Genomic DNA, 16,710 nt, shown 5'->3' with positions numbered 1-16,710 from the left:
AATCCAAGCTGGCCTGTTCAGGTCATGCTTAGCCGTCATTTATAATCAAATTAACCATTTATATTAATTCATTACAACTATGCGAAACAAAGGTGTCATCGTGTTTTTGACCGTAGTCATCACAGCCTTGTGTCTGTACTACCTGTCATTTACATTGGTATCGAATAAAGTCCAAAAATCAGCTGATGCCTATGCCACAGATGATATTGGCAACGTAGACTTCTCCAAAAGACAATCCTATTTGGATTCCGTCTGGAGAGAACCTGTATACAGCTTTCTTGGAGCACCGTTCACTTACCAAGAAGTAAAAGAAACTGAATTGGGACTTGGCCTTGACCTTTTGGGTGGTATGCATGTGACCTTGGAAGTTTCTCCCATTGAAATTGTAAAAGGACTCTCCGGAAACAGCAAGGATCCAATTTTCCTTGCTTCTATTGACGAGGCTCAGGAAAGAGCAAAAACCAGCAACGAAAAATTTGTCAATATTTTTTACAATGTCTGGAATGAGAAGGCAGGAGACAAAAAACTTAATACCATTTTCGCAACTGCAGCTAACAGGGGCAGGATCTCTCTGGAAAGCTCTGATGCTGATATTTTGGGCATCATTGATTCAGAGATAGAAAATGCCATAGAACGCTCATTCAATATTCTTAGGACAAGAATTGATAGGTTTGGAACGTCTCAGCCCAACATACAACGAATTCAAGGATCAGGTAGGATTCAGATAGAACTTCCTGGAGTGGACAATCCCGAAAGAGTCAGAAATCTGCTTCAAGGTGTGGCCAAGCTACAATTTTGGGAAGTGGCTGAAATCAATGAGTACGGTAGTGCGCTTGAATCAATCAATTCCACTTTGGTCGCAGAACAAGAAGCGCAAAAGATGGTCTCTGAAGATGGTGGAGAGGACATATCTGACCTGGACTCTCTGACCACTGAATTGGAAAGACAGCTGGCAGAAGGCACAGGGGATGATGAATTTACTTCCAGCACTTCTCCGTTATTTTCTCTATTGAAAGCCAATTATGGGCTGGTATATGAAGTCAAAGATACGATGACGATTAATCGGATCTTTGCCAGAGAAGATATCAAATTCCTTTTGCCAAAAGACATTAAGTTACTCTGGTCTGTCAAGCCTCAAAAGGCGGACGGCTTAGAACTGCTTGAACTGCATGCCATCAAGGCCAACAGAGGTTTTGAGCAGGCACCGCTGGAAGGTGATGTGATCACCAATGCAGTACAGACCTTAGACCAAACTTCACGACCCGCCGTCAGCATGCAAATGAATTCTGAGGGTGCTAGAAGGTGGAGGAAACTCACGGCAGACAACATTGGTAGAAGAATAGCTGTCGTTTTGGACAACTATGTATATACTGCCCCGACTGTGCAGGGAGAAATTCCATCAGGACAATCCGAGATCACTGGTAACTTCACTATTGAGGAAGCCAAGGATTTAGCGAATATTCTTAAATCAGGTACGCTTCCCGCTCCTACCAAAATCGTAGAAGAGGCCATAATCGGGCCGACATTGGGTAAAGAAGCTCAAAAACAAGGGATCACCTCGATGGTTGCAGGTTTGGTCATTGTTGTACTCTTTATGGTAGCCTATTATGCCACAGGAGGTTTTGTGGCGATTGCAGCACTTATTTTCAACATCTTCTTTATCCTGGGGATTTTGGCTCAGTTGGGTGCAGCGCTCACCTTGCCTGGAATTGCAGGTATAGTTTTGACCATAGGTATGTCCATTGATGCCAACGTGCTGATATTTGAAAGGATCAAAGAAGAATTGCGAAACGGGGCCGGACTGCTGCAAGCCATTAACTCAGGTTATGACAAGGCTTTCAGTGCCATTTTGGACTCCAATGTGACCACTTTCCTTACCGGTGCTATTTTATATGCCCTGGGTCAGGGACCAGTCAAGGGGTTTGCGATCGTATTGATGATCGGCATTGCCTCCTCCTTTTTCTCTGCCGTATTTATCACAAGAGTTATTGTATACTGGTTGAGCAAAAAAGGGGACAAGAGCAGGATTTCCTTCAGTACTCCTTTCTCCAGAAACCTCTTGAATAACCTGAACATAGACTTCTTGGGTAAGCGAAAGGTCGCTTATTTGATATCCACAGGTATCATAGTGGTAGGCTTAATCGTTGCTTTGACCAGTGGATTGAAATTCGGAGTGGATTTTACAGGAGGCCGTTCTTACATTGTGGAATTCAGTGAACCGGTAGTAGCTTCTGACTTAAAGGTAGGTCTGGATCAGGAATTGGATGGCTCCGTTGAGGTGAAATCCTATGGGGGTAACAACATCGTAAAAGTTACGACTTCTTACCTCATCAACGAAGATGATGATGCTTCTAACAGGGAAGTGGAAAGTAAAATCAAAGAAGGAATCAGTACCGTTACCGGATTGACATTTATCGACAATGCCAACAGGATAGACGAAACCTCTTTCACCATTACAGGCTCCTCCAAGGTAGGTGCATCCGTAGCAGATGACATCAAAAAATCATCTATGGAAGCCATGTTCTTTGCTTTGGTAGCGATATTCCTTTACATTTTGTTGAGGTTCAGAAAATGGCAATTCTCTTTGGCATCCATCATAGCTTTGATCCACGATACCTTGTTTGTAGTGGCTGCCTTTGCCATCGCAAGTCTTCTGGGTGCAAATTTTGAAATTGACCAGGTGTTTATTGCAGCCATGTTGACTGTGGTTGGTTATTCCATCAATGACACCGTAATTGTATTTGACCGGATCAGGGAAAACATCTCTAATCGAGGTACCTCAAAATTGGTCAAGATGTTCAATGATGCCATCAACCAAACCATGGCAAGAACATTGATTACTTCGTTTACCACATTGATAGTGGTGATAGTCCTTCTGATTTTTGGTGGAGAGGTTTTAAGGGGTTTCTCTTTTGCATTGTTTATTGGTGTTTTGGTGGGTACTTATTCCTCCATTTATATCGCCACTCCGATCGTCGTAGACTTAATGAGACGAGAACTGAGCAAAGAAGCTGCAGAGGATGTGAAAAAAGTAGCCTAAATTGAAAAAAGTTCTTTCCCTTTATTCGGGATAAATGTTGAAAGCCGGGAAAAATTCCCGGCTTTTTTTGATTTTTTACCTATAAACGATTAAAAATCAGCTGTTTTTTGAAAAAAATACCGTGAATTGGGTATTTCAGCACTTTAATATCCTATTTATCTTGCATTATTATTCACGATGTCATCAGTTTTTCATTCAAAATCGATAAATGGGGCCAAATCTCTATTTGATATTGCTCGTAATCAGTCTGATCTCCGGATTGGTTTACTTCTTTCAGAAAAACACCCCTCCCGATCATTCCCAAAAAGTAATTTTAGGAATACTTTGTATTGTCATGGCCATGGAGTTTTCAGGCAGTTTTTTTGCTCGTAAAGGAATAAACAATACCTTACTTTATAACCTAGGCTGGATTTATTTGGAATCATTCATGCTAATCGGTTACTATTTCACCCTCAAAAAAGATCGAAAGTTTCAAAAGCGGATTTTCCAAATTGCTATGATGCTTTTGATTTGGGGAATGGTGAATTCAATGTTTTTTCAACAGATAGATAAGGTTTTCCAATTTTATTCCTTTTTGCCCTTTGGTATGCTCATTATATACCTCTCCATGAATCTGCTTCTTGACATCATCAACCTACGTTTTTATCCCAAAGAGAACTTGTTGACATTGCCCCATTTTTGGATCAATTGTTTCATCATATTTTTTTATATTGAGGCATTATTGGTATTTGGTACATATCAGTTTTTTCCGGAAATGGTGATCGCCAATGTGAAAGTAATCTTTGGTTTCAACAGATTAATGGCTGGTATCATGTATTTGACCTTTGGTTTGGCCTATTTTATCCCAATGATCTACCAAAAAACAATCCATGCAGATCAGGATCTTGATGCTTTATGAAATTAATATTTACCAAATTCTAAATAATTAACTTAACATTCAGAAATCATGACCAGAGAACAATTAGCACAATTCAGGGAAGTCTATGACAAATCCGCCAAAAAATTCCAAAAAGCAAAGGGATTTGATGGAAAGGAGATTGAAGAACAAACGGACTGGGTGTTTTTTGATCGGGATCTTATTCAGAAACTTTTGGATATGACCGACAAAAAATCAGGAGGAATCAAAATGTATTTTGGCCAATATGACAAAGAAAACCTAGACCTGATTCCAAAAGACAGAAAACTAAGAGAAGATTACGAAGGCAGGGTGTCTTTGGCCTTGGCTGCTGCTAACAGAGAAGGAGAAGAGATCATTGATGTGGATGATGAGGTGATTCAAGCAAGAGGAATGGGAGGAGGTTCAGGAGGTGGTGGCACCCAAAATGGAGGTAATATTTGTCCTCCCTCCTGTAACCGATAATTTCCTATGGATTTCCTAAATTGGTACAACATCACAATAGTTTTGGGAATGCTTCTCAGCATTCCCCTTTTCTTTTTAGAATTGGGTCAATACAGAAAACAGCATCGGATCATTTTCAGTATCCTCTTGTTGATTTCTGTAGTGGAGTTAACAGGAAAATATTTTGGAATACGGGGAATCAATAATTTGTGGATCTATAACATTGGTTTTGTTTACCTGGAAACCTTGTTGATATTGTTTTTTTTTAAAGTAGTATTAGAAGAATCCAAGACCCAAAAATGGATCTTCGCAGGCATGGTTCTGTTTGCTTTATGGGGTTTGATCAATTTCTTTTTTTTAAAAAACAAGGAAAGCTTTCACACTGATTCCTATACAACAGGTAGTATGCTGATCATTTGTTGTTGCATTTATTTTTTCTTTTGCATTATTTATAAAAACTGGTACCTGGATCAAAATCTTTTGACTCTTCCTGTTTTTTGGGTAACCACCTTTATCTTCTTCTTTTACTCATCTTCCTTTTTGTATTTTGTCAGTATGGGACTGCAATTGGATCAAATGGATTACAGGCTTTGGGATCAATTGAATTTTATCCTGAAAATATTCGGTGTCATCATGTATCTGGTGTTTGGTATGGCCTATTATTTACCGGTTTTTGGCAAATCCACCTCCACTTCAAAATCCCTTTGACCCAGTGGTTGGCTTCCTGACGTAGAAAAGAATATTTCTTTGAAAATCAATTCATCATTCCTTTGCCTCCTGGATTGCCGAAGAACCGTTTGTTTTTAAAATGGATTCCACTAATTTGCTGGAAAATAAACAGGTACAGGTTAGATGGAAAGCAGCGGTTCAGAACTATTTATCATCATTCTTCTTGGATTTTTCTTGATGTTGCTGCTGGTCGCTTTTATTGTTATCATGGTCATCTACCACAGGCAAAGGCAGATCAAAAATCAACAGAAAGTAAAAGCCATACAGGCAGAGTACGAGAAAACGATCCTCCATGTCGAAAAAGAGATACAGGAGCAAACGCTCATTTATGTAGGTCAAGAGCTTCATGATAACATTGGCCAGATTTTATCCTTGACTAAGTTGAATCTGAATAACCCAAATCCTGAACAGGTTTCCCAAAGTAAAATCCTGCTCAACCAAGCCATAAAAGAAGTAAGGAGCCTGTCCAAAACACTCAACCTAAACTGGACAGAAAAATATTCCCTGGAAGAATTCATTGAGCTGGAACTGGAAAAAATCAAAAAATCGGGCTTTTGTGATGCGAAATTTGAAGTGACCGGTGAAGAAATTTTTCCTTTGGAGCAGAACGATAAGATCGTGATCATCAGAATCATTCAAGAATCTCTCCAAAACACCATCAAACATGCCGCTCCCAAACTTATCCATATCTCCATTAGATATGAGCCAGAAAGATTTACTTTGCATATCATGGATGACGGAAAAGGATTCGACTACTCCCAAAAAAGTAAAGGTTCCGGTCTCACCAACCTTAAAAACCGCATGCATACCATCGGAGGAGCATTTAATTTAACTTCTCAAATTGGAAAAGGTACCACCGTCAAACTTGAATTACCCATCAAGCAAATGGCCTCAACTGGAACGGAATTAATGAAATCATGATTGGAATAGTACTCGCTGATGACCATAAGATGTTCGCCAAAGGTATAGCTAATCTACTAGACCAAGTGGAGGATCTTGAGGTTTTGGGAATCTTTCAAACTGGAGGGGATCTGTTAAATTATTTGGAAAACCATGAAGTTGACCTGGTTCTGACTGACATGAATATGCCGGGAATAGATGGATTAGGTGTGATTCAAGAAATCCGAAAAAGAAAGTTAAAGTGCAAAATCATCGTCTTGTCCATGTACGATGAAGAGGAAATATTCAAAAAATGCATCAAACAAGGTATTGATGCTTATGTTTTGAAAGATGCAGATCCAGATGAATTGATTTATACCATTCATGAAGTGCTGGAAAACAACCACATCATCAGCTTTGATAAGGTGTTGAAACAAGCCGAGGATGATGGTTACTTCGATGCATATAAGTTAAAATACAAGCTGTCCAAGAGAGAAATACAGATCATTCGGATGCTCAAACAAGGCAAGACCAATAAGGAAATTGCCGATGATCTTTACTTGAGTGTTTATACGGTAGAAACACACCGCAAGAACATGTACAAAAAACTTGGCATCAATTCATCCTTGGAATTTCTCAAGATAGTTTTAGAATTGGACATTTAATTCGACAAAGATTTCTATAAGTTTTTAGATGAAAAAAATCAAAACGGCTCTGATTGGTTATGGTTCAGTGGCTCAAAGCATGCATGCCCCACTGATTCACTTTCATGATGTTTTGGAATTATATGGGGTTTTGGAACGCAGCGGAGACCAATCCATTCAAAAATATCCACACATCAGGCTATTTAAAGACATGGAAGGACTATTGGCTGATAAATCCATAGAATTGGTTGTCATAGCCACTCCAAATGAGGTGCATTTTGATCAAGCCCAACAGGCCTTATCAGCAGGAAAACATGTGGTAATCGATAAACCTATGACCATCAAGTCATCAGAGGGACAAGTACTTTGGGACTTAGCCAAATCCAGAAATTTATTGTTGAGCACCTATCAAAACCGACGATGGGATGGGGATTTTCTCACCGTAAAGAAATTGTTATCGGAAAGCTTACTCGGGAGAATTGCCTATGTTGAATCACACTTTGACCGGTTTAGACCCATACCAAAAGAAAACTGGAGAGAGAAAATTGTACCTGGTAGTGGCATTCTCTATGACCTGGGTTCTCACCTTATTGATCAGGTCTTAGTCCTTTTTGGATCTCCGGATTGGTTGTATGCAGAGATTTCAACCACAAGACAAGAGGCGCTTGTAGATGACTTTTTTGATATTTCCATTCAATTTGGCCCCATCAAAACTCGGTTGACTGCCGGGGTATTGGTCAATGCGCCTACGCCCAGATTTCTGGTTTTAGGGGATAAGGGTTCTTACCAAAAGTTTGGTCTGGATGTCCAGGAAGTCGCATTCAAAGCTGGTAATCCACCATTAGGACCGGATTGGGGAAAAGAAAATGAAAAGTCTTGGGGGAAAATCTACCTCAATGGAGAGGAACCAGCTACCTATCCAACAGAAATCGGAGATTACAGAAAATATTACCACAACATCGCCGATGTGATTTTGAACCAAGCTGAGTTGCAGGTCAAGCCTTGGGAATCCATCAATTGCCTGAAAATTATGGAAGCCGCTAGATTAAGCCATCAAGAAGGTCGTCGGATTTATAAACAGGAGATTGGATTGATCGATAAATACTACGCTTAATCCAGCAAAGCCTCCACATCTTCCCTGCTGAGGGTTTTCATAAAGCTTTCTTCATTGCTGATCAATTCCCCTGCCAATGCCATTTTCCTTTCTTGAAGGGCCATGATTTTTTCTTCGACGGTATTGCGGGTGATGAATTTATAGATGATGACTTTGTTTTCCTGACCTATTCTATGTGCACGGTCAATTGCCTGGGCTTCCACTGCCGGATTCCACCAAGGATCCAACAGGAAGACATACTCTGCTTTTGTAAGGTTCAACCCTACTCCACCAGCTTTAAGCGATATCAAAAATATTTTAACCTCATCATTTTTTTGGAATTCTTCAACTTGTGCCTGTCGGTCTTTCGTAGCCCCATCCAAGTAAGCATAAGCCATTCCACGCGCATCGAGATATTCCCTGACAATGTTGAGGTGGCGCACAAATTGACTGAATACCAGCACCTTGTGACCCTCACTGGCTGTAGAGCCCAGCATGTGTGTCACATCCTCCAATTTCCCTGATCCTCCATCATAATTCCTGTCGGTCAGCTTGGGATGATTGGCAATTTGCCTCAGTTGGGTAAGCCCTCGAAGCAAGGTAAATTGTTGTCTTTTAAGCCCTGTCAAACTCATCTCGTTGACGATCTGTTCCCTGTAATAGGACTTTACTTTTTCATATGCTTTTTCCTGTTCTGGTGTCATGGTAGCATACTTCACATTGATGACTTTTTCAGGCAAATCTGTTGCCACCTGGTTTTTTAGCCTCCTTAGAATAAATGGTTTGATGATCGCATGCAGTTTATGCGCCTTTACCCTATCATTCTTTTTTTCAATGGGTTGCAAAAATTGCTTTTTAAACATGCTTTGCGTGCCCAATAAGCCAGGATTGATAAAATTCATTTGTGACCACAAATCCATCGTCCCATTTTCCACAGGCGTGCCAGTCAGAATTAATTTATGCTTGCAATACAATTTATTGACTGCTCTAGAAATGATACTCCCAGGATTTTTTATGGCTTGGGATTCATCCAAAATGATATAATTGAAGTAATAGTCCGATAGAATGTCGATGTCAAGCCTTGTGATGCCATATGAAGTAAGCACAAGGTCATAGTCAACGAACCGTTCATTGCTTTTTATTCTTTGCGAACCTGTATATACCAATATTTTAAGATCGGGGGTAAATTTCTTTGCTTCCAGTTCCCAGTTGTAAATCAGGGAGGTAGGCATAACCAACAGGGAGGTTTTCCTTCCGTGAAGTTCCTTTTCGCTGGAAAGAAGGGCCAAAGTCTGTACGGTTTTTCCAAGGCCCATATCGTCAGCGAGACATCCTCCAAAACGATACGCATTGAGAAATTTAAGCCAATTGAACCCTGCTTTTTGGTAAGGTCTCAGTTCTCCTTGGAAGGCCTCGGGAAGCTCAAATTCTTCAATGTTGTTAAAATCCCGTAGTTTTTCCAACTTTCTGCTCAAGGTCAGCTTTACCAGATTTCCGGACTGAAGCTCTTGGGCCAAGGCAAGGTGGTGTTTTTTAAGTACCAATTTATCATTGACGGTCTCATGGTCTTCCAAAAAGGCGAAAATGTCTCCATAATTCACGAACCATGAATCCGGGATGACGGCAATTTCTCCATTTGGAAGCTGAATTTCTGACTTCCCTTTGATTAATAATTTTCTGATTTTGGAAAATGGAATCTCATAAGGCCCAAATTTGATCACCGCATGCACATCGAACCAGTCAATGTTTTCTTTCAGTTCAACCTTGATACTGGACTCTCCCATAAAGTAGCGTCTGCCTTGCTCCAAGTTGTTTTGAAGGATTTTGACCCCCAATCCCTCCAACTTATCCCGATTGATGTTGATCCAGTCAAAAGCCTTTGATTTTACCAGAGATATCTTCGTTGCATTCACCGGGAGGCCGAGTTGCTGTAGGTAATCCCCGTATGACTTTTCCTTTTCCAGATCCCTTACTACTTTGTAAAAAATGTAATTGTCCCCAAGTTGCTCAAGCTTCACATTGTTGGAAACCTTTTCTTCCGATCGAAAGGTATAATTGCCATAGGAGAATTTGAGATCAAACACAATCTGATCATCCTCTTCATCTGCATCTTCCATTTTGTTTCCGAACAAGTCCGCTTTAGGACTTGAGGGTAAATCAGAAATACTTAAGACTGGCTTGGGTTGGTTGCGTTCTACTTTGATGTCAAAGCCTTTGGCATACACATCAAAAGAAGCGACGAGTTGAGTGACAAATTTTTCGTAATAAGAATGTTCAACCGTCTTGGGAATGACTATGAATTTTTTATTCAAAAAAGGCATCAACTTTTTTCCATCCACGTCTTTTTCAAAACTGTAGAGCCTATTTTCGACCACCAGCCATGCAGGCTCCTTGCAGATCAGGTAACTTCCTCTGTACTGCCAGTCAAGTTTTTCTCCGCGATATTTTATAGTAGGAAAATAGTGGGTGTTGTCATCATTCCTTCTAAAATGAAAAAGCACAGACGCTTTATCCGGCATGATGTCAATTTCCTTCCATATGGGATTGCCGTCATTACCCATTTCAAAGAGTCTCTTATTCCCCAAAATAGATAGGATCTTGGATCTTGTGGACTCCAGTTTGATATCTATAAGATCCTGAATGGACTTATTCCCCGTTTTTTCATCGTAAATCTTTCTAAGATAATCCTTTGGCTTGAGATTCTTGGTATTGAATTTTTTGACTATGGCCTCCTGCTGCATGCTATCCATCAGTTTGATCAATTCAAAATCGGTTTGATCAAGGCCATTGGAAAAATCAGAGGCATTTTTATAGGAGATGTTTTGGTGGGCAAAAGAAAGCCTCCCCTTTTCATCCAATTGAATCACAAATGATTCAAACAAGATGCCAAGGTACTCATGGCTAAAAAGCGCATAAATGATTTCAAATGGCTCTTCTGCAGATACTTTCATGTATGATTATTGGCTTAAAGAGTGGTAATGCCGGGAAATATCAAATTTTATGAGAGAATGTAGCTTGCAAAATAATGAATAATCTTAACTATTTAAAATTATTTTTACTTAATACCTGATTATAGTATTTGCATAATTAAAATAACAGGATAAGAATTGATTTTATGTAATTTATAATATTCCTATTTAGTATTGTATTTATGATTGAAAGTGAATGGTCAACCAAAACATCCCAAGAATCTTTCGATGCAAATTATGCCGTTTGCCTTACAATTGTTCTAATGTGTTGACTTTAGAAGCAATCAAAGCAGGTCGATAGGCAGCCAAAAAAGTAATGGCAATCACACTCAGGCTGGTAAAGAAAAAGTCAGTCCAGATCATTTTGACCGGGTAACTTTCCACTACAGAGGAAATCACCCCTAAGGATACCAACCCAAATGTATCCTGAAGCCAAACGATCAGAAACCCAAGGACCAATCCAATGCTTGCTCCAGAAAAAGCAATGATGGCGCCCTGTTTTAAAAAAATGGATTTGATCAATCGACTATTGGCACCCATGGCATACAAAACAGCAATGTCCTTTTTCTTTTCTATGGCCAACATCGACAATGAAAAAAAGATGTTAAAAGAAGCAATAGCAAGTATAAATGTCAAGGTCACAAAGACAAACAACTTTTCGAGTTGAATTGCCCTCAACAACCCAGCATGTTGCTCATCGGTATCCTTGACAGTGAATTCATTTCCCAGAATTTCTCTCAACTTTTTCTTGACTGCCTGAATGCTGTATCCATCTGCAACCTTCACCTCTAGTGAGGTCCTCTTTTCGCCATAATCCAATAAATTCTGAGCAAAAGCAAGGGGTACAATCACATATTCATCATCGAATTGCTTCTCAATACTGAAAAAGGCTACTGGCTTGATGATTTCACGGTTATACATCTGCCGAGGATCTATGGTCCCTGATGGGGGTGCTTTGGGGTAATATAGCTGCATGAACTCAAATTCATTTTCTGGGTCTACCGATAGAAAATAGCCAACACCTCTACCCACAATGGCTGCCGGTTGATTTTCTGTACCCAGAGTCATTTTTCCCGAAAAAAAACCTTTGGAAAATCTGCCCTGTTCCAAGAAGTTTTCCGAAACTCCTTTTATCGTTCCTACAAGTTGGTTCCCATTGTAACCAATCAGGGCATTGTCTTCGATCACTTCAGTGAGAACAGCAACCCCTTCGGTATGCTGTAATTGTTGAAATTGGCCCTCTTCTAAGACAAAAGATTTACCCAATGTAGCTTCAATCTTCAGTTCAGGATCGAAAGAAGCATATAGCCCTCGGATCAAGTCTTCCAAACCGTTGAAAACAGAGAGCACAATAACCAAAGCCATGGTGCCAACAGCTACCCCTATCATCGAAATACGGGACAGTATGGTGATGAAATTCCGTTTCTTTTTGCTTCGGAAATACCTTGACGCTATGAAAAATGATAAATTCAAAAGGACAGCCGTTTATTGATCATCTTCTTCATCATCAGCTTCCGATTCCGGTATGTCCAACTTTGAGATTACTTCATTCATGTGTTGGGCATAGGCAGCCGAATCATCCATCAAAAACACCAATTCAGGAATGATCCTAACGTTTTTCCCTATCCTTCTCCCTAGAAACTTCCTGACTTCTTTTTTGCTGTTGTTGATTCTTTCAAACAACTCTTCGTTATTTGCCAACAAAAAGCTCAGGTTTGCTTTGGCTACAGAAAGATCGGGACTCATTTCAACCCGAATCACTGTGACCATGGCATTGCCCACAAGGGGTTTGGCTTCCCTCTGAAAAATTTCCCCCAATTCTTTCTGAATGAGCTTTGAATATTTTAATTGTCTTTTGCTTTCCATGATAAATAAATATTGTCACAAATTTAGTGATTTAAATGAGTAACGGTTAATTTCGTACATCTTGATTGAATAACCCACTTAATTTACCGCCCGTTGCTGAGTTTTTTCAGAATAAATGATCCCTTTAGATTGTTTGGTATCGTCCTAATTTTAGGCTTGCTAAGCCTTCCTTATCTTTTCATGAATTTTCCACTGCTTAACCCGGAATTGGTGTGGATGTTGACTGGGGAACGTTTAGCCGAAGGTTACACCATGTACACCGATGTCATTGATGACAACGGACCTTTTTCTGTGACGGTATATTGGTTGCTTCATGAGCTTTTTGGACGATCGTATTTTATCTATAAATTGCTGGCTTTTCTTCTGATCTTATTTCAAACTTTTTACGTCAACCAACTATTCATCCGATACAAGTCATTTGAGCTGAATACGTATATTCCTGCACTTGTGATGATCGTGCTCTTCCATTTGTCTTTCGATTTTTTTACCCTTTCCCCAGCCCTGATGGGCACCACCTTTATTGTCTTGGCGTTGGGACAGCTTTTTTCTCAGACGGTCCTTCAACAGCAAGGTACTGATTCGGTCTTGTTGGCTGGCCTTTTTGGAGGGGCAGCTGCCTGCTTCCATTTCCCACTCATTGTCTTTCTCCCTTTTTTGGTTTTTGCTGGGATTGCAGTGAGCGGTTTCAGTTTCAATCAATTGATTCTTTCCTTGGTGGGCTATGTCCAGCCTTTTTTGATCTGCGGAATATACTATTATTGGAAAGATGGTTTGGATAATTTTCTTTACGAATTCGTTTTTGCCACCAGGGTGTTGGAAGCTTACAAATTTGTGACTTTTCTGGATATTGTGCTTCTTTTTGCCATACCGGGAATCTTTGTGGTGATAGGATTCTTTTTGGGGACAGTGTTGAAATCAATAACAGTCAACCAACAGAAACAAAAACAATTGATATTAATCTTTTTGATTTTTGCCTTATTTTCGGTTTTTCTTTCAAACCGAAGGACTCCTTACCAATGGATGGTATTGTTGCCGGGACTCACCTATTTCATTTCGCAGGTTTTCCTATTTCTCCAAAAGCAGAAACTTCAGCAGATTCTTTTCTGGTTTTTCTTTTTAGGAACGCCAATGGTGGGATACATTTGGGCCTATCAAAACATCAAACTAAACCCCGAACACCCCTATGTGGTGAAATCAGGATCACAATATGACTTTACTGCCGGAGAGCGGGTTTTGGTTCTGGGAAATGATCTAGCTTATTATAGAAAGGCAAAACTGGGTGGGCCTTTCTTAAATTACAACCTTTCGAAAAGAGTTTTGTTGGATTTTGAAAGTCTCCAGGACATGTCTGTCATCTACCGGTACATGATGCTGGAGAAACCAAGATTTATCATTGACGAAGAGGGGACTTTTGAAAGGATGATGGAAAGGATCCAGCCTTTACAGGACTTGTATCAAAAGAAATCACCTGGGATTTATGAAATAATTCCCTAATCCACCGGAAATTGCAATTTAATGCCAGAAGAACTATTTGCAGGAAATTTTTGATACCCTAGTGGCGTGGCGACCACCTTCAAATTCAGTTTCCAGAAATATGGAGGCAATTTTCTCTGCAAGGTCATAGGAGATGAACCTTGCTGGTAAAGCGAGCACATTGGCATCATTGTGCTGTCTGGAAAGTGCCGCCAAATCCTCATTCCAGCAAATGGCAGCTCTGATGCCTTGGTGTTTATTGGCGGTGATGGCCACTCCATTTCCACTGCCGCAGATCACAATTCCTGTGGCCATTTCTCCCTTTTCTATGGCCTCGCACAAAGGGTGTACATAGTCTGGATAATCTACCGAGGCATCAGAACCTGGCCCGAAGTCCTTAACTTCAAACCCATTGTTTTCCAAAAATACCTTTACTTTTTCTTTGTAGGCAAACCCTGCATGATCACCTCCTATCGCAATTAATCTCGCCATTTCCTTAGATAATTTAATATTCCAATTCTTCTTTTTTCTTCCTTTTTTCTAAACGCTTCGCTATCATGATCCCTGCTTCATATAGGACTAAAATGGGCATGGCAATCAATACCTGACTGATCACATCCGGTGGAGTGATGACAGCAGCAATGATCAAAATGAAAACAATGGCATGTCTACGGTAAGAACGCAACATGGCGGCCGTAACCAAACCTGACATAGAAAGAAAATAGATCACCACCGGAAGCTGAAACATAATGGCCGAGGCCAGTACCAGCATTGTCAAGGTAGACACATACGATATAATATCAAATTCATTGAGTATACTAGGATCCAATTGATAATTGGATAAAAAATTGATAGACAAAGGTGCCAGGATAAAATAGCCAAAGGCCGCTCCCAAAAAGAACAGTAAACTGACGAAAAATACTGCTCCTCTGGCAGCATTTCTTTCCTGGTCGTACAGACCGGGACTAATGAACCTCCAGATTTCCCAGAACAAATAAGGAAAAGCGGCTATCAGACCGATGACCAAACTTGAGGAAAGGTGCATGGAAAACTGGCCTGTCATCTGCCGGCTTTGGATAATAAAGGGCAACTGATCAATACATAGGGCCTCGATAGAAAGCCAATCAGAGAGCTTACATAAAGTTCTATAGGTTACGAACTCTACCTTGGATGGGCCTAAAATAACCTGTCCAAAAACAAAACTTTTAGAGAGGAAGGCCATGAGAGAAAAGACAAAAACAGCCGCAATAGACCTAAGCAAATGCCAGCGCAATTGCTCCAAATGGTCCAAAAATGACATGCCTTCTTCCTCTTCCTCCTCGTTATATTGATCCAGTGCCACGTATTGTCTTTGGTTTAATAAAGCGGGAATTTAACCATCCAGCTATTAACTTCATTTTTGATTTGGGCCAATTTATCCTCGCTATCATGGTTGACCAAAGCTTGATCTATCAAATCCACAATTTTGCGCATATCCGCTTCTTTCAATCCCCTGGTAGTCACAGCTGCTGTACCCACACGCATGCCTGAAGTGACAAAAGGGGAGCGCGTATCGAATGGAACCATATTTTTATTGATGGTGATATCCACTTTTCCCAACGTTTCCTCGGCAATTTTTCCGGTCAGATCTTTGTTCCGCAGGTCAATCAGCATCAAGTGATTGTCTGTGCCTCCAGAAATGAGTTTATATCCTCTTTGTACAAATTCATCAGCCATTACGCTGGCATTTTGCTTAACCTGAAGGATGTAGGCCATATATTGATCAGACAAAGCTTCCTGAAAGGCAATGGCTTTGGCGGCGATGATGTGTTCCAAAGGACCACCTTGTGTACCGGGGAAAACCCCGGAGTCCATCAAGGAAGACATCTTTCTGAGCTCTCCTTTAGGTGTTTTGATTCCGAATGGATTGTCAAAGTCCTCTCTCATCAAAATCAGTCCACCTCTGGGTCCTCTCAAAGTCTTGTGGGTAGTGGTGGTAACTACATGACAGAATTCAAGGGGGTCATTTAGCAAACCTCTTGCTATCAGTCCAGATGGGTGAGAAATATCCGCCAATAGTATCGCTCCCACCTGATCGGCTATGTTCCTGAGCCTTTCGTAATCCCAGTCCCTGCTATAGGCAGACGCTCCACAAATCAACAGTTTGGGATTTACTTCCAGTGCTTTGGCTTCTACTTTATCGTAATCAATCAATCCGGTTTCTTCTTCTACACCGTAAAAATGCGGGGAATACAACTTACCTGAAAAATTGACGGGTGAACCGTGGGTCAGGTGGCCCCCATGGGCAAGATCGAAGCCCAATATAGCATCTCCTGCGTTGAGACAGGCCAGGAAAACAGCCGCATTGGCTTGAGCTCCTGAATGGGGCTGTACATTCGCCCAAGTAGCTCCAAAAAGGGTTTTTGCCCTGTCTATAGCCAATTGCTCAATTTTATCCACTACTTCACAACCCCCATAATATCGCTTGTTGGGAAGACCTTCAGCATATTTATTGGTCAGCACACTTCCCGCTGCTTCCATTACCTGTTTGCTGGTAAAGTTTTCCGAGGCGATTAATTCTATTCCGGTTTTTTGTCTGTTTTCTTCCTGATCTATTAGGTCAAATATTACCTGATCTCTTTTCATGGGGTGTTTCAATTAGGTTGCTCAAAATTAGTTCTAAACAACTTATTATCCAA

General features: G+C 40.5%; 14 protein-coding genes. 8 read left to right on the top strand and 6 right to left on the bottom strand.

All coding sequences use genetic code 11. The features are described 5' to 3' along the window. Positions 1–79: 79 nt before the first annotated feature. The 7 genes from secDF to H1A14_RS09410 all read left to right on the top strand — a co-directional run bounded on the left by secDF (position 80) and on the right by H1A14_RS09410 (position 7,745). Positions 80–3,040, top strand: coding sequence for a protein translocase subunit SecDF (secDF, locus tag H1A14_RS09440; protein WP_194776011.1), 2,961 nt, complete (start codon positions 80–82; stop codon positions 3,038–3,040). A 208-nt stretch (positions 3,041–3,248) separates the two neighbouring features. After that, positions 3,249–3,938, top strand: coding sequence for a hypothetical protein (locus H1A14_RS09435; RefSeq protein WP_194776010.1), 690 nt, complete (start codon positions 3,249–3,251; stop codon positions 3,936–3,938). A 48-nt stretch (positions 3,939–3,986) separates the two neighbouring features. Then, entirely contained in the window at positions 3,987–4,400 is a 414-nt protein-coding gene (locus H1A14_RS09430; RefSeq protein WP_194776009.1) for a hypothetical protein, read from the top strand. Positions 4,401–4,406: 6 nt separating this feature from the next. After that, positions 4,407–5,087 carry a hypothetical protein gene (locus tag H1A14_RS09425; protein WP_194776008.1) on the top strand — a complete coding sequence of 227 codons (681 nt, stop codon included), beginning with the start codon at positions 4,407–4,409 and terminating at the stop codon, positions 5,085–5,087. A 144-nt stretch (positions 5,088–5,231) separates the two neighbouring features. After that, positions 5,232–6,029 (top strand): sensor histidine kinase, encoded by a 798-nt coding sequence (locus H1A14_RS09420; protein ID WP_194776007.1) that lies wholly within the window; start codon positions 5,232–5,234, stop codon positions 6,027–6,029. Then, positions 6,026–6,652, top strand: a complete 627-nt coding sequence (locus H1A14_RS09415) for a response regulator transcription factor (protein WP_194776006.1) — start codon at positions 6,026–6,028, stop codon at positions 6,650–6,652. The genes H1A14_RS09420 and H1A14_RS09415 overlap by 4 nt, the downstream gene beginning before the upstream one ends. A gap of 28 nt (positions 6,653–6,680) precedes the next feature. Next, positions 6,681–7,745: a Gfo/Idh/MocA family oxidoreductase gene (locus H1A14_RS09410; protein WP_194776005.1), complete on the top strand. Its 1,065-nt coding sequence runs from the start codon at positions 6,681–6,683 to the stop codon at positions 7,743–7,745. On the opposite strand, the gene H1A14_RS09405 is transcribed toward H1A14_RS09410, so the two are convergent. From H1A14_RS09405 to rbfA, 3 genes are all read right to left on the bottom strand, one after another. After that, positions 7,742–10,675 (bottom strand): DEAD/DEAH box helicase, encoded by a 2,934-nt coding sequence (locus H1A14_RS09405; protein WP_194776004.1) that lies wholly within the window; start codon positions 10,673–10,675, stop codon positions 7,742–7,744. The two genes, H1A14_RS09410 and H1A14_RS09405, sit on opposite strands and share 4 nt — an antisense overlap. 267 nt (positions 10,676–10,942) lie before the next feature. Beyond that, positions 10,943–12,166 carry an FtsX-like permease family protein gene (locus H1A14_RS09400; RefSeq protein WP_194776003.1) on the bottom strand — a complete coding sequence of 408 codons (1,224 nt, stop codon included), beginning with the start codon at positions 12,164–12,166 and terminating at the stop codon, positions 10,943–10,945. A gap of 12 nt (positions 12,167–12,178) precedes the next feature. Then, a complete protein-coding gene (rbfA, locus tag H1A14_RS09395) occupies positions 12,179–12,559 on the bottom strand; it encodes a 30S ribosome-binding factor RbfA (protein WP_194776002.1) in 381 nt (126 codons plus the stop codon). A 180-nt stretch (positions 12,560–12,739) separates the two neighbouring features. On the opposite strand from rbfA, the gene H1A14_RS09390 reads away from it, so the two are divergent. Further along, complete coding sequence (locus tag H1A14_RS09390; RefSeq protein WP_228527707.1) at positions 12,740–14,053, top strand: hypothetical protein; 1,314 nt, start codon at positions 12,740–12,742, stop codon at positions 14,051–14,053. 33 nt (positions 14,054–14,086) lie between these two features. Here the strand turns inward: H1A14_RS09390 and rpiB are convergent, their stop codons facing one another. The 3 genes from rpiB to glyA are packed head-to-tail and all read right to left on the bottom strand — an operon-like array spanning position 14,087 to position 16,657. Next, positions 14,087–14,524 carry a ribose 5-phosphate isomerase B gene (rpiB, locus tag H1A14_RS09385; RefSeq protein WP_194776000.1) on the bottom strand — a complete coding sequence of 146 codons (438 nt, stop codon included), beginning with the start codon at positions 14,522–14,524 and terminating at the stop codon, positions 14,087–14,089. A 13-nt stretch (positions 14,525–14,537) separates the two neighbouring features. Further along, entirely contained in the window at positions 14,538–15,374 is an 837-nt protein-coding gene (gene tatC, locus H1A14_RS09380) for a twin-arginine translocase subunit TatC (protein ID WP_194775999.1), read from the bottom strand. Between the two features lie 14 nt (positions 15,375–15,388). Beyond that, the gene (glyA, locus tag H1A14_RS09375; protein ID WP_194775998.1) at positions 15,389–16,657 is read right to left on the bottom strand and encodes a serine hydroxymethyltransferase; all 1,269 of its coding nucleotides are present in this window, start codon (positions 16,655–16,657) and stop codon (positions 15,389–15,391) included. Positions 16,658–16,710: the final 53 nt, after the last annotated feature.

This window comes from Pararhodonellum marinum, assembly GCF_015354735.1.
GTDB lineage: Bacteria > Bacteroidota > Bacteroidia > Cytophagales > Cyclobacteriaceae > Pararhodonellum > Pararhodonellum marinum.
Note: the sequence above shows the minus strand (reverse complement) of the source record. Positions and strands in the feature narration are given on the sequence as shown.

Excerpts from the sequence above, each read along its gene's own strand:
- H1A14_RS09390 (WP_228527707.1), top strand. The coding sequence starts at position 12,740 with ATGAATTTTCCACTGCTTAACCCGGAATTGGTGTGGATGTTGACTGGG.
- H1A14_RS09420 (WP_194776007.1), top strand. The coding sequence starts at position 5,232 with ATGGAAAGCAGCGGTTCAGAACTATTTATCATCATTCTTCTTGGATTT.
- H1A14_RS09425 (WP_194776008.1), top strand. The coding sequence starts at position 4,407 with ATGGATTTCCTAAATTGGTACAACATCACAATAGTTTTGGGAATGCTT.
- H1A14_RS09430 (WP_194776009.1), top strand. The coding sequence starts at position 3,987 with ATGACCAGAGAACAATTAGCACAATTCAGGGAAGTCTATGACAAATCC.
- glyA (WP_194775998.1), bottom strand. The coding sequence starts at position 16,657 with ATGAAAAGAGATCAGGTAATATTTGACCTAATAGATCAGGAAGAAAAC.
- rpiB (WP_194776000.1), bottom strand. The coding sequence starts at position 14,524 with ATGGCGAGATTAATTGCGATAGGAGGTGATCATGCAGGGTTTGCCTAC.
- H1A14_RS09435 (WP_194776010.1), top strand. The coding sequence starts at position 3,249 with ATGGGGCCAAATCTCTATTTGATATTGCTCGTAATCAGTCTGATCTCC.
- H1A14_RS09415 (WP_194776006.1), top strand. The coding sequence starts at position 6,026 with ATGATTGGAATAGTACTCGCTGATGACCATAAGATGTTCGCCAAAGGT.
- secDF (WP_194776011.1), top strand. The coding sequence starts at position 80 with ATGCGAAACAAAGGTGTCATCGTGTTTTTGACCGTAGTCATCACAGCC.
- H1A14_RS09405 (WP_194776004.1), bottom strand. The coding sequence starts at position 10,675 with ATGAAAGTATCTGCAGAAGAGCCATTTGAAATCATTTATGCGCTTTTT.
- H1A14_RS09410 (WP_194776005.1), top strand. The coding sequence starts at position 6,681 with ATGAAAAAAATCAAAACGGCTCTGATTGGTTATGGTTCAGTGGCTCAA.
- rbfA (WP_194776002.1), bottom strand. The coding sequence starts at position 12,559 with ATGGAAAGCAAAAGACAATTAAAATATTCAAAGCTCATTCAGAAAGAA.